The sequence below is a fragment of the Melghirimyces algeriensis genome (assembly GCF_900182565.1).
In the GTDB taxonomy this organism is placed as follows: Bacteria; Bacillota; Bacilli; order Thermoactinomycetales; family DSM-45169; genus Melghirimyces; species Melghirimyces algeriensis.
The window spans coordinates 1-16,003 of sequence record NZ_FXTI01000007.1; the positions used below are offsets into that span (position 1 = coordinate 1).

A 16,003-nucleotide genomic window follows, 5' to 3' on the forward strand; every position below is an offset into this window, starting at 1 on the left:
GTCTTGCAGGCAGGTTGCCCACGTGTTACTCACCCGTCCGCCGCTGATTCCACTCCCGAAGGAACTTCCTCCGCTCGACTTGCATGTATTAGGCACGCCGCCAGCGTTCGTCCTGAGCCAGGATCAAACTCTCCGTTGAATTCCGTTAGCGATTCCGCCGCTTACGGATTCATGTCCCGCACAAAAGTGCGGGGCTACATTTCGAGCTTGAAACGCTCAAATGAATCGACAGGTCGTTCATTCGCTCTTCAGTTTTCAAGGAACGCTTTTTCGCTGTCTGTCGCATGTTTCCGCGACTGCCACTCGTTCGTAGCGACAAGATCTATCTTATCATCCTCAGTTGATCTTGTCAACAACTTTTTTTAATTTCTTTTGTTGCCGCTCAGGCTGTTGACCCTCATCTCGCGACGACAGGTAATAATATATCATGGCCTTTTCATTTGGTCAACACCTTTTTTGATTTTTTTCATACCGTATACCGGATATCCATCGATAACGTTGTTCTTTCATCTCTTCCCCACTCATAACCAGTTCAACCAACGTACGACGAACCAATTCTTCCATAATAAGTGTGACATCTTGATGAAACTCCTTGATCCATAATTGCTCATGGATCTCATTTATACTCCAGCTTTCCTCTTTGGAAGCAAGCAACTCCATTAAGTAAGAACAATAATATTCCAGCCGATTTAGAATCGTATATTCAACTGCCAACATCACCAAATGCACTCTCTGGTCAATGCTTTCCTCTCCCCATACCAACTCTCTGTATAACTTGTAGACCCCCGGATTAATGGACTTGACTTGATACCATAAGTGGGCACGGGGATAGGTTCCAGATTCCACAACAGCGAGTCGTGCCCAATGAGTAAGAACTTTCTGTACGGAAGAATGTGCATCCAACAGATTCGCTTCTTTCATATAAGACTCGCTCTCCACATGAGCCTGTAATAAGCGGGAAAATTCCAAGCACATCATTTTTTGTTGCAGTTCCGTTGGAAATGTGCGCAAATCGTTCAATTGGTTCTGTATTTTTTCATAAGGATCATATAAAATGCGTCCATTCATCAGACATTCAACAACATCTCGTTCACCTTTCACCAATTCACTACTCCACTCTGATAGAGTGATCCACACTTCTTTTACTTTCCAATGATTTATACGGTACATCGATATTTGTTGATGAAATTTTCGGTTTTCCGTCAGAATCACCACCAGAAGGTCCAGCTCCTCTGGATTTACGGAATGATTCCTGCCCAGCTTTACAGCTATAGCACCCAGGGCATGGCTGTTTTGACTCAATTGCTGTCTTAAGTTGGGGCGGAATTTTTCCATCATAGCCCACACTCCCATCCATGGGAAGTTGAACGCTCAAGGATGTTATCTACTTTTTCGACAATTCCTCGAAAACTCCTCCCCTTTATCCGTTTGGGATGCATTCTTCAAATATGCTCCATTTTTATCCGCTCGTCTCCATGGTATACTGAAACCAAATCACTTCCAATCAAAGCGGATAGCCTTTATGTTTATAAGGAGGAAGCCCTATTGTTGTTTGCCGGCAAGATCAATAAATTTCGCACGGTCGCCCTTCTCATGATCTTTATTGGGATGGGTATTATGTATCTCGGCTTTCTGTGGCGTGAAGCCATGGCGGTTTTCTTTATTCTTGGGCTGCTCGGCGTGGGCTCCAGTGTAGCCATCTATTTCTGGGTCGGCGTACTTTCCACTCAGGCCGTTCAAGTGGAGTGCCCAGAGTGCAATAGAGCAACAAAAATGCTTGGAAAAATGGACGAATGCATGTTCTGTAAAGCCCGTCTGACGCTAGACCCTGAACAAGCAGGAACGGATCATCCAAAGAAATAAGGAAAAACCTGCCCCTTGGGCAGGTTTTTCATTTCACAGATTATTTCATCCCACATTCATCGGTCGTCAAACTACTTTTTCCTTTTGACACGATTGGCATAACCCATATATTTCCATTCGATGAGTCTCGACTCGGAAGCCGGTTTTACGAGCAGCTTCCTCCTCAATTTGATTTAAGGAAGGATAGTCAAAATCCACGATCTTTCCGCATTCTCTGCATATAATATGATAATGCTCTTCCATATTGGCATCAAAACGGCTTGAAGCATCACCATAGGTAAGCTCGCGCACCATGCCCGCTTCCTTAAACACACGGAGGTTATTATAAACTGTTGCTACGCTCATATTGGGAAATTTGCTCTCCAGCGCCCGGTAGATTTCATCGGCAGTGGGATGGCTATAGGAGGTTAACAAAAATTCCAAGATCGCATACCGTTGTGGAGTCATACGTACACCGTTGGTTTTCAGCCTTTCAATTGCTTGATTCAGGCGGTTTTGTTCCATTGCCATCACCTCGCTGGTTCCCGCCATGATATACCCGAAATGATTATTACTTAATAATATCTATAATTAGTCTACTTGCCACCTTGCAATTTTGTCAATAACTCATCAAGCCTGATTCTTTCCATACCAACACATCGCTAGCAAATCACAGTGATGACACTTTGGATTACGGGCAGAGCATACTCGGCGTCCATGCCAGATCAAACGATGATGGGTAAGCGTCCAATCTTTTTTGGGAATCCTTTTGGTCAGTTGCTTTTCAGTCTCCAAAGGTTGATCACTATCTGCAAGTGCCAAGCGATTGGCGACACGATGAACATGGGTGTCAACTGCTAAAGCAGGAACATCAAACGCATTGGAAAGGACTACATTGGCTGTTTTTCTGCCCACCCCTGGTAGCTTCTCAAGATCTTTTCGCTGAGAGGGAACCTTTCCACCGTATTGTTCCAATAGTATTTTACAGGTTGCCAAGATATTGCGGCTTTTATTCCGATAAAGCCCCAAACCACGAATCTCTGCTGCCAGTTCATCTTCTGTCAGCTGTACAAAGTCTTCAGGAGTGGGGAACTTCTGAAATAATTCTTTTGTCACGATATTTACCTGACGATCTGTCGATTGAGCGGAGAGAATGGTTGCAATCAACAATTCAAAAGGGTTGCGGTAATTTAATTCACAGTGGGCATCTGGATATAGCTCGGCCAAAGTGTTCAAAATTTTCTTCGTGGGTACACGTTTGGGCTTATTCTTCATTGAATGTTTCTCTCCTCCTTCAATAGCCTCTGTCCAGATCCAACTGGTTGACAAATGTTCCTGATCCGGAAAGATATACCTTCAGATTTTGTTGAAACAGCTTCAAGGCACGGGTCATATATAGCGGAGATCGACCCGAAATGTGAGGGGTGATAAACACATTGTCCAATTGCCAAAAAATATGATCGTTTGGCAAAGGCTCCTGCTCAAACACATCCAGAATCGCTCCCCCGATTTTTCGCTGAATAAGCGCATGACAAAGCGCGTTTTCTTCCACCACTTCTCCCCTCGACATATTAATCAGACAAGATGTTGGCTTCATCCAGCCAATCTCCTGATCTCCCAACAAGCCACGGGTTTGTGGAGTGGATGGAACCGTTACCACCACAAAATCGGAACGTTCCAGGATTCCTTTCAGCTCTGATGGGGTTCCCATTTCATCAAACCAAGGAAGGGAATGTCCTGATGTATTCATTCCCAGAACCGTGACATCAAACGCCTTTAAACGTTTGGCAATCCCCGTGCCAATCGCACCTGTCCCCAAAATACTAACCGTTTTACCTGCCAATTCCCCGACACGGATGCTTCGATCCCATTTCCCTTCTCTCTGTCGATCCCAAAAGGTGTGAAAGCGACGGGTCCACTGAAGAATCGCACCCAAGGCATACTCTCCCATAGGGACTTCATGAATCCCCCTGGATTGGGTCACCCGGATATTTCTTTTCTTCAAGGAGAGAAAAGGAAGCCGCTCTACTCCCGCACTGATGATATGAATCCAGCAAAGGTTGGGAAGGGAATTAATTTCTGCATCCGTAAGGTCTTCTCCGTAAGTAATCAGAACATCGGCCATATCCGCATTGGAGATGACATCTTTGATATGCTCATAAAAAGAAAACTGAACATCAGGGAATCTGTCAGCGAGCTGTTCCTGATGCTTCCTGCTGATCTTTGCCGATGAAGTGATCCGTGTCATGCACTCCCTCTTTTCTTCCTTTTTCTCGCTTCCACCACCAGCTCACTGCTTCCAGGACCAAAGGGTTCCCTGCGAAACCCTCCATAGCGGTGAATTATCTGAAAACCGCCTACATGTAACAGATGAAACAGTTCAGCCGGAAATATATAGCGGATGGAAAAGTTTGTCCGCAAGCGTGAAAGAGACATTCCATCTGAAGCAAACCGTTCATAGTATCGGGTGATGGATGCCCGTTGATGGAAAAAATCAAATTCCGTATAGTCATAAACGTCCACTGATTCATCGGTTCCAGGGATAAAAAAATTCCCCCGGCAGACATAGCGCTCATCTTCTTCCACCAATTGAGATACATTTGGAACAAACACATTAAAGGCGAACACTCCATCATCCGTTAAATGTTCCCTTACTTTTTGCAAGGCAGCGAGCTGATCTCGAATGGAGAGAAGATGAAGAAATGAACGGTAGGGAATCATCACCAACGGAAATTTTTTCTCTAAGTCAAAATCAGTCATATCTCCACATATCCATTGACATCGGTGGGACAGATCCATCGCATGGGCTTTCTTCTCGGCAACTTCAATCATCTCTGGTTGCTTATCAACGCCCACCACTTCGATTCCGTGACGAGCTACCCCAAGGCTGCAACGTCCTGTTCCGCAACCCAACTCCAAAACAGGTCCTCCCGACTCCATCGCCAGATTGGCATAGTAGGCCATGTCCCCGTCCAAACCATCTGACGTCCAATCATAATAATCCGGCCACTGATAGATATGGTTTTTTTTCAACAGTACACTCCTTTCCATCCAGAAAAGGGGGGCTGAAGTTCAATCTTCAACCCCCCCTCCTTATAGATGATTAATTGTTGAGATGTTCCCGAACCCATTCCAAGGCTTCATCCACATGTCCATCCACTTTTACTTTTCGCCATACCTTGGAAATTTTCCCCTCTTTATCAATGATAAAGGTGGAACGTTCAATTCCCCATTTTTTCTTACCAAACACATTTTTTTCTTTATACACTTCATATTTTCGGGAAACATCTGCATCTACATCACTTAAAAGGAGAAACGGAAGATTGTACTTGTTAATAAACTTCTCATGGGATTCCAAGTCATCCAAACTAACCCCCAGAATCACCGTATCAAGAGCAGAGAAATCCTTTTCTTTGTCCCGAAAATCACAAGATTCCGCTGTACAGCCTGGTGTATTATCTTTTGGATAAAAGTAAAGAACCACATTCTGCTTTCCCTGATAATCCGACAAAGATACAGATTGTCCGTTGGAAGCCGGCAAAGTAAAATTTGGCGCTTGGTCTCCTTCTTTGATCATGTTGCCACCTCCGATAATATCTTCATTCATTTTAACATGTCTTGGTACAAAAAGAAAAAACCTGACGTTTTACGGTCAGGATGTCTGATTACAGACTAGGGTAATTGGTATTTAATTTGTACATGCTTTACCTCTTCTCACCAGTTTATTCTTCCGGTAATTGATTTGCTTCATGGCATGACATCTCACAAATGTTGCTAAAGCAACCTGTCACGAAACGATAATACCTGCAAAGATTCCACTGGATGGCAGTACGAAAGGTGTAATCCCGGAACCCCCCAGATATTCTGGATGGACCAGAAGGTTTGAATCATACTTATGTATCCTGTGTAAAGGACGGATAAAGGCCGTAAATCCTCGTCCTCTAACGGTAAAGGATCGGAGAGGTTACAACCACAGGAGGCGAAAGCTGATAAAAGGTTCCGTTTCTCCAACCCCTTTTTTTCCATAAATAAGGATTGGAAACATACCCCATCGCTGGACCTGGGGCTGGAGCTGGTGCCGGTGGAGGTGGTAGTGGCGGCCCTATTGGAACGTCCGGCGGGGTTGCCGGGGGTTGAACAGGCTCTGGCTCCCTCTCCGGGGGAGTCGGCTCAGGCTTTGGTCTTGCGGATCGGATGTTTAGTGTCGTACCGATATTGAGAGAACCGTTCACATCATTCACCCGGAAACTTTGCGTCTTTATACATACATCCATCCCAACTCCTCCTGCCTTAAGCTTGATCAATGACATCGGGATCGATGGCTTGGTTGCGCTCAAAATCAACGTTGCGTGCAAAGTCCCCAATCGGCGAGGAACCACCCAATGACTTGGTATTGCTTTCCGCACCAATATTGACAGTATTTCCAAAATTAACAGACCCGGCGCTGGATACACTCTGGATTTTTAAATTGAAAATATTGTTGATCGTTCCCATTATTATTGAGCCTCCCCCGCTGGGGTCTATGTCATCCTATGTGCCGAATCTGGGCGATGTGAATCATCGATCACGAATGCGAATGGACGAACGATAGGATTCCCGATCCGATTTCGGCAGATGGATTTCCAACACTCCTTTTCGATAACGAGCGCTGCTGTTTTTTTGTGTTACATTTGTTCCCAATTCAATATTCCGTTCAAAATCACCGATATACCGTTCCTGAATCACCGGTTCATAATGGGTTTTCCGGGAATTGAGCCTTCCTCTGATCATCAGGGTATCGTCCTGCACCCGTAACTGAATCTGACTGATGTCTTCCACCCCCGGCAAATCCACCAGAACCAACACTTCATAATCACCGTGATAGACATCAACCTTGGGTCCGGACGTTGGAATCACATCCATCACATCAGACCAAAAATCCTCTCCCAAAAATTTTTTTGCCATTTCGCTCCACTTGATAAAATTTTGGTTTGGGTCCATTGGCGTACTCCTCCCCACTCCCTTCGTCACAATACAGTCTATTCAACATTTGCCCAACCTGACACCCATAGCATGATCGCAGGGAAACCTGTCATATACTGAATCATACAAAATGACGGGGAGGCAGAGGTGAGAAAAAACATGTATGCCTATCTATGGGACCGCATCAACCGATTGGAACAGGAAATGGAAGAGTTGCGAAGCGAAAATGAGCAGCTTCGAAAAAAAGTGGATTCCATTCAACCGCTTTCCATTGAACAGTTGGTGTACAAAATCCAGGAACTGAATGTACAAACGTTAAGCGGTACACTAAATGTTGGACTTACAACACAAGGAGACGGGGAAAACATTACCGATTTGATTGAGAAATTGCACCAGGAAGGGAAAGGAAAATTTGAAATTGGCGAACCAAAAGAGTCTTCCTCCTCTTCCATAGCTGTAGAGCATCATGAAAGCTCCTCTCCCTCTAACCCTTTAACTGACAAAACTTCCCCATCCTCCAATGAATCCAGCTCTAATCCATCCGACGGTTAAAAACCACGTTCAAACAGCAAATGCTCGACCTCTTACAAATTCACCTCAGTTTCCAGCACCTCGATAATTCCGGATTCCCCAATTCCAGACCTTGATTCCGAGATAAAGCCAAACCAAACCAACCACTGGAGTTAACAGAGCCAAAGTCATCCAACGCTCCTCATTCAAAAAGAAACTGGCTGGATAAAATCCAACAAAAGCAAAAGGGATCACCCATGTCAAAACCGTCCGAATCACTTTATTGTATACATCCACGGGGTATCTTCCATAGTTGCCTACATTAAACATAATCGGTTGGATATCCGTTTTTGAATCAGAAAACAGACTGATACTGGTCAAAAGAATATAGATTCCGGCATAAATCGCGCCTCCTCCGAGCACAAACAGAATAAACAGAAGCGGATCATACCAGGAAAGCTCCAATCCCATCTTCCAACCTGCCCATCCCATGACCAATAAACCAGTGATACCTCCACTCAAGGATTCTGGAGTCATGGTTTCCAATATCACCTGAAACAGGCTGTGAGCTGGCCGAGTTAAAACCCGGTCCAACTCTCCCTTAATGATATAACGTTCATTAAAATCCCACAGATTAAAAAAAGAAGCAAACAATGAAAAGGGAACGAGAAAGTAACCGTAAATAAAAATCACTTCTTCACGCGACCAACCACTCAAATCGGCAGTATGGGAAAAGACGACAATAATAAACACCAGGTTCACACCTTGAAACATCAGATCCGTCACCAATTGCACAAAAAAATCGCTTCGGTATTCCATCCGTATTTTTAGATACTGCATCCAGTAATGGAAAAAAAGTCGGACATAAAACATGGATTCATCATCCTCCTTGCACGATCAACCGACGACGGGCAGTCATCCACAACAACTGAATGGGAATCAATAAAAGGATTAACCAGAGCATTTGAATGCCCAGAAATTGAATAATTTCAGATGTTGGCAGTCCGCGGGAAAGGATTGTACTGGGCATATAACTGATACCTTGAAACGGCAGAAAGGCAAGAATCTTTCCAGCCCATTCCGGAAACAAATGAATGGGGATCAATAACCCGGACAGTAGATCCACCAATACCCTTTTCCCACGGATCAAACCTGTATTGTTCATAATAAAAAAAGCCATCAGCCCTGTGATTACATTAACCTGAGAATTGATTACAAAGGCAAAAACCAGACTGAGAACAAACCATCCCCAATCTTCCACTCCGGTCGGCAATTGAATGGGAAAGACCAAAGAGACCAAAAACAACCCTGGAGCACTAAACAGCAACAGACGAAAGATACCTTCCCCCAATCCCTGAAAACACTTGACCAAAATATAGTGATAAGGCCGGATCAGCTGTATTGCCACTGTTCCATCACGGATTTCTGCCGCGATCTCCCGATCCAGGTTGTTAAAATAAAACGCACGGGACATCCAGGCAACCGCTACATAGGTTGCCATCTGAACGGGCGTTGTCCCGTTTAGCGAAGAGTTTTCACCATAGATCGCCATCCATAGAAAATAATAAACACCAATATTTAAACTGTAGATAATAATCCCGCTGTAGTATTTCACCCGGTAGGCCAACATCATCAGAAATCGGATTCGAACCAGTTCCATATATGTGTTAAGCATGATGAGTGATGCCCTCCCGATAAATCCTGCGTACAATATCTTCTGTAGTTGCCTCTTCAATCTTCATTTCCCGAACGGTTACAGCGGGGACGAGCCGGGAGAGAACATCCGATACACCCGTTCCATTTTCCATATGGGCTACAAATCGGGTGCCTTCTCCTTCCCAGCGAAGAGCCAGACCGTGAGATCGTTCGTTCAGTGCGGATAACGAAATCTCATCTTTCAGCTCCAAAATTAAACGACGTCCATCTCCCCACTGAGAGCGAAGTCGTTCTAGGTCCCCATCGTAGATAATCTTACCCTGATCCAACATCACCACCCGTGAACATAAGGCCTCAATATCGGAAAGATCATGGGTGGTCAGCAATATGGTGGTTCCATATTCCTTGTTCACCTGTTTCAGAAAATGACGGATATTTTCTTTGACCAACACATCCAAACCGATAGTCGGTTCATCCAGAAACAATAGGCGTGGGCGATGTAAAAGAGCAGCTGCCAGCTCGCAACGCATACGCTGACCTAAACTTAATTTCCTGACCGGCTGATCAAGAAAGGAACCGATTTCCAAAACCTCAACCAGACGATCCAGATGTTGCCGGTACGAGTCATCGGGTATGCGATACAGCTTTTTCAGGAGACGAAAGGATTCCCTTACAGCGATATCCCACCACAATTGACTTCGTTGCCCAAAAACCACACCGATCGTCCGAACAAACTGTTCCCTTTCCCGATGCGGATCATATCCGTTTACCTGCAGGGTACCAGACGTCGGTTCCAATATTCCGGTTAACATTTTAATTGTAGTAGACTTACCAGCTCCGTTTTCTCCGATATACCCGACAATTTCCCCCTGTTCAATAGAAAGATTGATGTGATCCACCGCGCGGATCATGCGATATTTGCGGTTTAAAAGATCACGAAAGGCACCTTTTAATCCTGAGCGACTTTGATAAACCTTAAAATCCTTTGTTAACCCCTTTGCTTCAATACTTCGCACATGGATCCCCTCCCCCGGTCCCTGGTCCGAAAAAAGGCATCCCAAATTTGGGATACCCAATTATCAAAACCAAGGGTTACACTCTGAAATCTATCGATCCGGCTGATCATTTGGCGATCTTTTTCATCTTTTCTCATATGTTAACACAGTTGTCAAAAAGAGAGCTACTGAATTTTTACTAGACAAATTCCATCCACAGCCGTCTGTAAAAAACCATCTCTAACCCTTCATCGAAGGTTTATAAGATGGTTTTTTCACAGACAAGGATATGGCAAATATCTTTACTGTGCATGCTGTACGATCAGATCTGTCAATTTTCTTTCCAATTCCTGATCGCCCCCCTTGACATCCTCCTCAGAAATAGAAAGTCGAAATGTTTTTCGGTCCAGCTCCAATGCCTCTTCCAGGGATGACATCAAATCAGTCGCCTTCCGGTCCACCTGGAAAATCGCTTCCAACCGACGTTCTCCAATATAAAACATAAGATCCAGTCCATCCAATGAATTTCGCAAATCCCCAACGGGCTTAAAATTGAACACTTGGATAAACGGGTGACGAGAATAGAAATTCTCAAATTCAAAATCAATCTCTGTCAGTTGAAACCCGATTCTTTCCACTACTTGGAGCACCGTTTCCAACAAGGGATGGGGAAGAACTTCGATTCCATCTGTATCATCCGGATCCACTGCCATCGAGATATCCAAACCCGTCTTTAAAAATACCGGACACCCTCCAGTGGTAACAGGGGTGTCATAAGGAAGGCTAAATTCAAAAGGAATCACTTTTGTTTCTCTGGGACCAATCGTAAATACTTCAGACAATCGATATTCTTCCATCACATACTCCTGTTGGGAGTTATCTTGATGATATAAGATCACTAAATAAAGATAGATTTCATCAACCGTCTGTTCAACCTGACCTCCCTGGACAAATACCTCTCCTTCAATTAAATCGCCTTGACGATACTGAATTTGTTTCAGTCGGGTATCTACCTTGGCATTCCCGATTCCGAGGCTGGCCAGTGCTTTATTAAAAAACGACATCTCCTTGCTCCCCTCCGTTCAAGCTTTCAACAGAGATTGGATGGTTTCTACGGGGCTTACCACCGGATCTTGTTGTCCGCTGTGGGTATAGGTTAATGTTCCATCCGCATTTAATTGCCAACTGAAGGAAGTATTCAGTTTCCTTGTTCCTCTGGTGATTTCCACATCCATGTGAACGTCATGGGGAGTGACGTCAAAAAACAGATTCAGTTCGTCCAAATAGCCATGGTACTGTTCCGCAGGACGAAACTGGAACACTTGAATAAACGGTAGGCTTTTGGATGAAGGAACATATTCATTAAATACGCGATACATCAAAAAACCGGATTGTTCAATCTCTCCCAGAACTTTCTCCACTGTGGCATGTGGAAAAATTTCAATCCGGTCCAAATCCGTGGGATCTTTTGCCAGTTTAATATCCAGTCCCGTCTTGAGATAGATGGGAAACCGACCGCATGACATCGGTGTTTGATAAGGAAGGGAAAATTGAAAAGGAATAATCTGATAAGCTCCTTCTTCAATTTCAAAGGATTCACTCAGATGGAACTTTTCCATTACATAAGAAACTTTTTTATCATTTTTCAGGTAGTGAATCATCAAATACATATAGATATCATCCACCACCTGACTTGCACCTCCGCCGCGGACCATCACTTCGCCTCGTACCACATCACCCGGTTGGTATTGTTTTTTTTCCAACCGGGTATCCACTTTAGCACTCCCTACTCCGAGGCTGGCTAGCGCTTTTGTAAACATCTCACTCTCCACCTTCTTCAAAAGTTAACAAGTCACTAATTATCCGGAATTAAGTGATTTGGGTCAAGTATGCGTTCCGTCTCTTCCTGGCTGAGAATATTTTCATCCAAAATCACTTCACGGACGGTTTTTCCTTCCTGATAAGCTTTTTTGGCAACTTCGGATGCCCGGTCATACCCAATTACAGGATTCAACGCCGTCGCCAGGGCCAATGACTGTTCCATCAGTTCCCGACAACGCTCTTCGTTTACTGTCATTCGCTCCACAGCACGTTTTCTGAAGGCATCGATCCCATTGGTCAGTATCTGGATGGAATGCAATAAATTATGAGCAATCACCGGCATCATCACATTCAGTTCCAATTGAGCATGTTCCCCGGCAGCGGTTATGGCTGCATCGTTGCCAATCACCTGAATGCAAATCATATTCATCATTTCCGCCATTACAGGATTCACCTTCCCCGGCATAATCGAAGATCCGGGCTGAACAGGCGGTAATTGGTATTCCCCCAATCCCGTGCGAGGGCCTGAGCTCAATAAACGAAGGTCACTGGCCATTTTTCCGAGATGAATCGCCAAGCCCTTCAAAGCTGAGCTGGTTTTCAGTGCTGCTCCGGTATTCTGCATAAAGGCAAAAGAATATTCCGCTTTCCGAAAAGAAAGGTCCGTCCGACGGGCAATCTCTTGTATGGCCGCATCAGCATAACCAGGTGATGTATTGATCCCGGTCCCTACTGCGTTCCCGCCCAGTCCGATTTGAAAGAGAAAATCAAGCGTCTCTTTCACCCCATCCAGAGCGTGTTTTAATGCACCAATATAGCCGGAGATCTCCTGCTCCACACGTAAAGGAACCGCATCCTGAAGATGGGTACGGCCTGACTTTACAATCTGTCCAAACTCTTCTTTTTTCTTTTCTAGACTTTGAATCAACAGATCCACAGAAGGAATCAAGTGGTGCACCAGCTCTTCTGCTGCGGCAATATTCATCGCTACATGAATGGTATCATTGGTGGATTGTCCCTGGTTCACATGATCATTCGGGTGAATGGCTGAAATATCGCCTAGTGAACCACCCAAAATTTGAATCGCCCGGTTTGCAATCACTTCATTCGCATTCATATTTTGTGAGGTTCCTGCTCCTGCCTGATAAACATCCACCACAAAATGCTCATCCCAACGACCTTCAATCACTTCTTCCGCCGCTTGAATAATGGCATGGGCCCGCCTTTCATCCAAATCCCCACACATCATGTTCGCATGAGCGGCTGCCGCTTTAATCAACCCTTGGGCCCGAATAAAACGTCGGGGCAGCGTTCTTCCACTAATAGGAAAGTTTTCAACCGCTCGTTGGGTTTGAGCACCATATAGACGATCCGCTGGAATACGCACCGTTCCCAATGAATCCTGCTGAATTCGAACATCTTTGGTCATAAAAACACCTCCGGAGGAATATCTAACTGTTATGTAGTTTCTCCAGAGATTATCGATCAAACACCTTTTTCACATACTCTTCCATTTGAGCCGCAATCTGATCTTGTTGCTGTCTAACAATCTCTGCGCGCTTCAAGCGCTCTCTTTCTTCTCGCTCCCGCCGTTCCCGTTCCAGGCATTCTTTTTCTTCCTGCTCATGTCGCTCCTGTTCCAGGCGCTCCTTTTCTTCCTGCTCATGTCGCTCCTGTTCCAGGCGCTCCTTTTCTTCCTGCTCACGTCGCTCCTGTTCCAGGCGTTCTCTTTCTTCTCGCTCCCGCCGTTCCCGTTCCAGGCGCTCCTTTTCTTCCTGCTCACGTCGCTCCTGTTCCAGGCGCTCTCTTTCTTCTCGCTCCCGCCGTTCCCGTTCCAGGCGCTCTCTTTCTTCTCGCTCCCGCCGTTCCCGTTCCAGGCGCTCCTTTTCTTCCTGCTCACGTCGCTCCTGTTCCAGGCGCTCTCTTTCTTCTCGCTCCCGCCGTTCCCGTTCCAGGCGCTCTCTTTCTTCTCGCTCCCGCCGTTCCCGTTCCAGGCGCTCCTTTTCTTCCTGCTCACGTCGCTCCTGTTCCAGGCGTTCTCTTTCTTCCTGCTCACGTCGCTCCCGTTCCAGGCGCTCTCTTTCTTCCTGCTCACGTCGCTCCCGTTCCAGGCGTTCTTTTTCTTCTCGTTCACGATCCCAGTCTGTCTCTGCAAGCCTTTGTTGCAATAAGCTGGTTGACCTGGAAGCAGTGACGGACTCATTTGAGGTTTCAGGTTTAGATGTCTCCTTTTTTTCTTCACTGGATTTTTTGATCCGAAAGGGAAACCATCCTGACCCCCTTTTTAAATAGGAATCGACCTGAGAAGATACATAATCTGCCTTCCGATTAAAACTTTTTTGAATCAGCTTTGTCAATTGTTTTGGGAAATCTGCATCTTTGGGCAACTTTTTAATCGGCTCATCAATCAGATTTCCTGAAAAGAGCATATAAAGAAGATTGCCCCAATCCATATCCGCTTTTGGAAGTGTTCGACCTTCCACCCCGCAAAACAGAATTTGCAAGTCTTCTGCTGCAGTTATCCCAATATTGGCCGGATGAAGTAAAGGATACATTTGAAGAGGTTGTTGAATCAAAACCTCTTCCACCGGGAAAAGACGTTGTACCCAAGTAAAGATCTCATCTTCTTCCATTCCTCCACGTTGAATCCGTTCATGAAGACGTTCTTTAAATGGCACATAAGGACGGATCATCACCAGAGAACGTTCTTCTGAGTATACCTGAAGGTAAGGAACAATCAAATCATGCTTTAAAGACAGGTATTGTTGAATGGCACGCGGAGGTGCCGGCTTTTGCAGACGGATATATTGAAGATAAAAACGATCCTTCTCCGTTGCAGCAATAGCCAGTTCCCCTTCGAAAAACGCTTCCACATGTTCAATTCGGTATATATCCCGATAGGTTTCCCCAACAGTAAAAAAAGACAATGTCCTCTCCCCCACTCCTGTACTTCAATCTTCATTCAGGGTAGAAAAGTGTAGAAAACTCCATTTTCAGAATACCACACCCCCCTCTGATCGTACAGACTTCAAGCGACAAATGTTTCCACTTTACGACATAAGTCTACCCTCGCAAAACCGCCCAATCATTACTTTAAACATCCCTTGGAATCCCTGCGCCAGCATCCTTCCGAAGTTAGGTGTACGCCCCCTAGCCACCAGTCAATCCCACAGGTCTGTATCCGGTCTTTCTCGCCTGCCATTACGCTTTCCCCAAGAGATGTCAACATGATTGGACGATCTGGTCGATCCCTGTCGGGAATTGTAATCCCCTCTCCGCGTTCCGTACAAATCAAAGGAGCACACCCTTTGCCTAACTCATTCAACATGGCAGCGAAGTGAACTTCACTCAAGCCGTCTTCTTCTCGTAACTGATGGATCTCTTCATAGAGTTCAAAGAACGTGGGAGTATGTTCACTAATCACTTGAAGAGCTTGCGCCTCTATCACATTTAATCCGTTCTGATATTGAGGAAAATAATCCAAATGGCGATGAAAAGCATTAAAAACAAATAGGAGAGGAGAGAATGAGGTACCCAACCAGTGAAGGATATTTCGTGGATCGGATGAAATGTAATTCTTCCATGCAGTAACCGCATGCTTCAAGTGCTGTCGCTCCAATGAATATCTGTTTTCATATTGACGAAGCAACACTGCTTCAGACAAGATTTCTTTCTGAGGAACCTCTACCCAATCCACATATTTCAAACCATATTGATTTATTCGATTCAAAAGATAGAGAAGCATTAACTGATCATGTCGGTGCGATTGGAACCAAAGCGTGATTGTCGTTGTTTGGGGAATTCGTTTTAAACGCTGCTCCTGATAGTAGCTAATCATCTCAAACTGTGCTTTGGAAATTCCGATTCGATCCTCAAAAAAGGAGGCTCGGCGTGTAATCATTTCTTTCGCATCCCATTCGGAAGAAAAAGGACCAAGATCATACATTTCGCGCCAAACAAATATCTCTCCTTTGAGGGGCTCACACTTCGATAACTGTTCTCCCAATGCATCATTGTTTACAATGTGAATCATGACCGTTCCCCCTTCAAGCGGCTTATGCTGAAAACTTTTTTCCTCCGAAGCTTCCTCCGGATCTATCACAGATTCCGGTCGATCCCTTACTGGATCAATTCTTCCTCCAGCATGACACATCCGCCCCAAGGTTTCCAAGGTTCTCCTTTTACAAGTCCGTTTATCCCTAAGTAAAACTGTAGGA

The 16,003-nt window shown here is 45.1% G+C and carries 19 protein-coding genes and 1 rRNA gene; 3 read left to right on the forward strand and 17 right to left on the reverse strand.

Features of this window, described 5'->3' with window-relative positions; genetic code table 11:
- Positions 1 to 139: ribosomal RNA gene (locus FN782_RS10775) — 16S ribosomal RNA — on the reverse strand; the annotation flags it as partial.
- A gap of 305 nt (positions 140 to 444) precedes the next feature.
- Positions 445 to 1,338, reverse strand: coding sequence for a nucleotidyltransferase-like protein (locus FN782_RS10780; protein ID WP_185956228.1), 894 nt, complete (start codon positions 1,336 to 1,338; stop codon positions 445 to 447).
- Positions 1,339 to 1,545: 207 nt separating this feature from the next.
- Between FN782_RS10780 and FN782_RS17170 the strand changes: the two genes are divergently transcribed.
- Positions 1,546 to 1,863, forward strand: coding sequence for a YgzB family protein (locus FN782_RS17170; protein WP_281285942.1), 318 nt, complete (start codon positions 1,546 to 1,548; stop codon positions 1,861 to 1,863).
- Between the two features lie 66 nt (positions 1,864 to 1,929).
- On the opposite strand, the gene perR is transcribed toward FN782_RS17170, so the two are convergent.
- The 5 genes from perR to bcp form a co-directional block, all read right to left on the reverse strand.
- The gene (gene perR / locus FN782_RS10790) at positions 1,930 to 2,367 is read right to left on the reverse strand and encodes a peroxide-responsive transcriptional repressor PerR (RefSeq protein ID WP_185956229.1); all 438 of its coding nucleotides are present in this window, start codon (positions 2,365 to 2,367) and stop codon (positions 1,930 to 1,932) included.
- A 105-nt stretch (positions 2,368 to 2,472) separates the two neighbouring features.
- Positions 2,473 to 3,117, reverse strand: coding sequence for an endonuclease III (gene nth, locus FN782_RS10795; RefSeq protein WP_142505818.1), 645 nt, complete (start codon positions 3,115 to 3,117; stop codon positions 2,473 to 2,475).
- 19 nt (positions 3,118 to 3,136) lie between these two features.
- On the reverse strand, positions 3,137 to 4,090 hold the full coding sequence (locus tag FN782_RS10800; protein ID WP_142505819.1) for a D-2-hydroxyacid dehydrogenase: 954 nt from the start codon (positions 4,088 to 4,090) through the stop codon (positions 3,137 to 3,139).
- Entirely contained in the window at positions 4,087 to 4,875 is a 789-nt protein-coding gene (locus tag FN782_RS10805; RefSeq protein ID WP_246064930.1) for a class I SAM-dependent methyltransferase, read from the reverse strand. The genes FN782_RS10800 and FN782_RS10805 overlap by 4 nt, the downstream gene beginning before the upstream one ends.
- A 70-nt stretch (positions 4,876 to 4,945) precedes the next feature.
- Positions 4,946 to 5,419, reverse strand: a complete 474-nt coding sequence (bcp, locus tag FN782_RS10810; protein ID WP_142505968.1) for a thioredoxin-dependent thiol peroxidase — start codon at positions 5,417 to 5,419, stop codon at positions 4,946 to 4,948.
- Positions 5,420 to 5,923: 504 nt separating this feature from the next.
- Between bcp and FN782_RS16875 the strand changes: the two genes are divergently transcribed.
- Positions 5,924 to 6,061: a hypothetical protein gene (locus FN782_RS16875; RefSeq protein ID WP_185956230.1), complete on the forward strand. Its 138-nt coding sequence runs from the start codon at positions 5,924 to 5,926 to the stop codon at positions 6,059 to 6,061.
- A 71-nt stretch (positions 6,062 to 6,132) separates the two neighbouring features.
- On the opposite strand, the gene FN782_RS10815 is transcribed toward FN782_RS16875, so the two are convergent.
- Together FN782_RS10815 and FN782_RS10820 are read right to left on the reverse strand one after the other, a co-directional pair.
- A complete protein-coding gene (locus tag FN782_RS10815) occupies positions 6,133 to 6,336 on the reverse strand; it encodes a spore germination protein (protein ID WP_142505821.1) in 204 nt (67 codons plus the stop codon).
- A gap of 63 nt (positions 6,337 to 6,399) precedes the next feature.
- Positions 6,400 to 6,822, reverse strand: a complete 423-nt coding sequence (locus tag FN782_RS10820) for an Hsp20/alpha crystallin family protein (RefSeq protein WP_142505822.1) — start codon at positions 6,820 to 6,822, stop codon at positions 6,400 to 6,402.
- Between the two features lie 129 nt (positions 6,823 to 6,951).
- Here FN782_RS10820 and gerPC point away from each other — a divergent pair, with 129 nt between their 5' ends.
- The gene (gene gerPC, locus FN782_RS10825) at positions 6,952 to 7,356 is read left to right on the forward strand and encodes a spore germination protein GerPC (RefSeq protein WP_142505823.1); all 405 of its coding nucleotides are present in this window, start codon (positions 6,952 to 6,954) and stop codon (positions 7,354 to 7,356) included.
- A 45-nt stretch (positions 7,357 to 7,401) separates the two neighbouring features.
- On the opposite strand, the gene FN782_RS10830 is transcribed toward gerPC, so the two are convergent.
- From FN782_RS10830 to FN782_RS10865, 8 genes are all read right to left on the reverse strand, one after another.
- Positions 7,402 to 8,187, reverse strand: coding sequence for an ABC transporter permease (locus FN782_RS10830; RefSeq protein ID WP_142505824.1), 786 nt, complete (start codon positions 8,185 to 8,187; stop codon positions 7,402 to 7,404).
- Positions 8,188 to 8,194: 7 nt separating this feature from the next.
- Entirely contained in the window at positions 8,195 to 8,989 is a 795-nt protein-coding gene (locus FN782_RS10835) for an ABC transporter permease (RefSeq protein WP_142505825.1), read from the reverse strand.
- On the reverse strand, positions 8,982 to 9,986 hold the full coding sequence (locus FN782_RS10840) for an ABC transporter ATP-binding protein (RefSeq protein ID WP_142505826.1): 1,005 nt from the start codon (positions 9,984 to 9,986) through the stop codon (positions 8,982 to 8,984). Before FN782_RS10840 ends, FN782_RS10835 begins: the two co-directional genes overlap by 8 nt.
- Before the next feature lie 281 nt (positions 9,987 to 10,267).
- Positions 10,268 to 11,029 carry a sporulation protein gene (locus FN782_RS10845; RefSeq protein ID WP_142505827.1) on the reverse strand — a complete coding sequence of 254 codons (762 nt, stop codon included), beginning with the start codon at positions 11,027 to 11,029 and terminating at the stop codon, positions 10,268 to 10,270.
- Positions 11,030 to 11,047: 18 nt separating this feature from the next.
- Positions 11,048 to 11,785 carry a sporulation protein gene (locus FN782_RS10850; RefSeq protein WP_142505828.1) on the reverse strand — a complete coding sequence of 246 codons (738 nt, stop codon included), beginning with the start codon at positions 11,783 to 11,785 and terminating at the stop codon, positions 11,048 to 11,050.
- Between the two features lie 35 nt (positions 11,786 to 11,820).
- Positions 11,821 to 13,215 (reverse strand): class II fumarate hydratase, encoded by a 1,395-nt coding sequence (locus FN782_RS10855; protein WP_142505829.1) that lies wholly within the window; start codon positions 13,213 to 13,215, stop codon positions 11,821 to 11,823.
- Between the two features lie 49 nt (positions 13,216 to 13,264).
- Positions 13,265 to 14,713 carry a hypothetical protein gene (locus FN782_RS10860; protein ID WP_142505830.1) on the reverse strand — a complete coding sequence of 483 codons (1,449 nt, stop codon included), beginning with the start codon at positions 14,711 to 14,713 and terminating at the stop codon, positions 13,265 to 13,267.
- Positions 14,714 to 14,874: 161 nt separating this feature from the next.
- Entirely contained in the window at positions 14,875 to 15,957 is a 1,083-nt protein-coding gene (locus FN782_RS10865) for a DUF1835 domain-containing protein (protein WP_185956231.1), read from the reverse strand.
- Positions 15,958 to 16,003: the final 46 nt, after the last annotated feature.

What these genes read in the sequence shown, in the direction of transcription:
- FN782_RS10780 (WP_185956228.1), bottom strand. Translation starts at nt 1,338, where the DNA reads ATGATGGAAAAATTCCGCCCCAACTTAAGACAGCAATTGAGTCAAAAC.
- perR (WP_185956229.1), bottom strand. Translation starts at nt 2,367, where the DNA reads ATGGAACAAAACCGCCTGAATCAAGCAATTGAAAGGCTGAAAACCAAC.
- nth (WP_142505818.1), bottom strand. Translation starts at nt 3,117, where the DNA reads ATGAAGAATAAGCCCAAACGTGTACCCACGAAGAAAATTTTGAACACT.
- FN782_RS10800 (WP_142505819.1), bottom strand. Translation starts at nt 4,090, where the DNA reads ATGACACGGATCACTTCATCGGCAAAGATCAGCAGGAAGCATCAGGAA.
- bcp (WP_142505968.1), bottom strand. Translation starts at nt 5,419, where the DNA reads ATGATCAAAGAAGGAGACCAAGCGCCAAATTTTACTTTGCCGGCTTCC.
- FN782_RS10815 (WP_142505821.1), bottom strand. Translation starts at nt 6,336, where the DNA reads ATGGGAACGATCAACAATATTTTCAATTTAAAAATCCAGAGTGTATCC.
- FN782_RS10820 (WP_142505822.1), bottom strand. Translation starts at nt 6,822, where the DNA reads ATGGACCCAAACCAAAATTTTATCAAGTGGAGCGAAATGGCAAAAAAA.
- FN782_RS10830 (WP_142505824.1), bottom strand. Translation starts at nt 8,187, where the DNA reads ATGTTTTATGTCCGACTTTTTTTCCATTACTGGATGCAGTATCTAAAA.
- FN782_RS10835 (WP_142505825.1), bottom strand. Translation starts at nt 8,989, where the DNA reads ATGCTTAACACATATATGGAACTGGTTCGAATCCGATTTCTGATGATG.
- FN782_RS10845 (WP_142505827.1), bottom strand. Translation starts at nt 11,029, where the DNA reads ATGTCGTTTTTTAATAAAGCACTGGCCAGCCTCGGAATCGGGAATGCC.
- FN782_RS10850 (WP_142505828.1), bottom strand. Translation starts at nt 11,785, where the DNA reads ATGTTTACAAAAGCGCTAGCCAGCCTCGGAGTAGGGAGTGCTAAAGTG.
- FN782_RS10855 (WP_142505829.1), bottom strand. Translation starts at nt 13,215, where the DNA reads ATGACCAAAGATGTTCGAATTCAGCAGGATTCATTGGGAACGGTGCGT.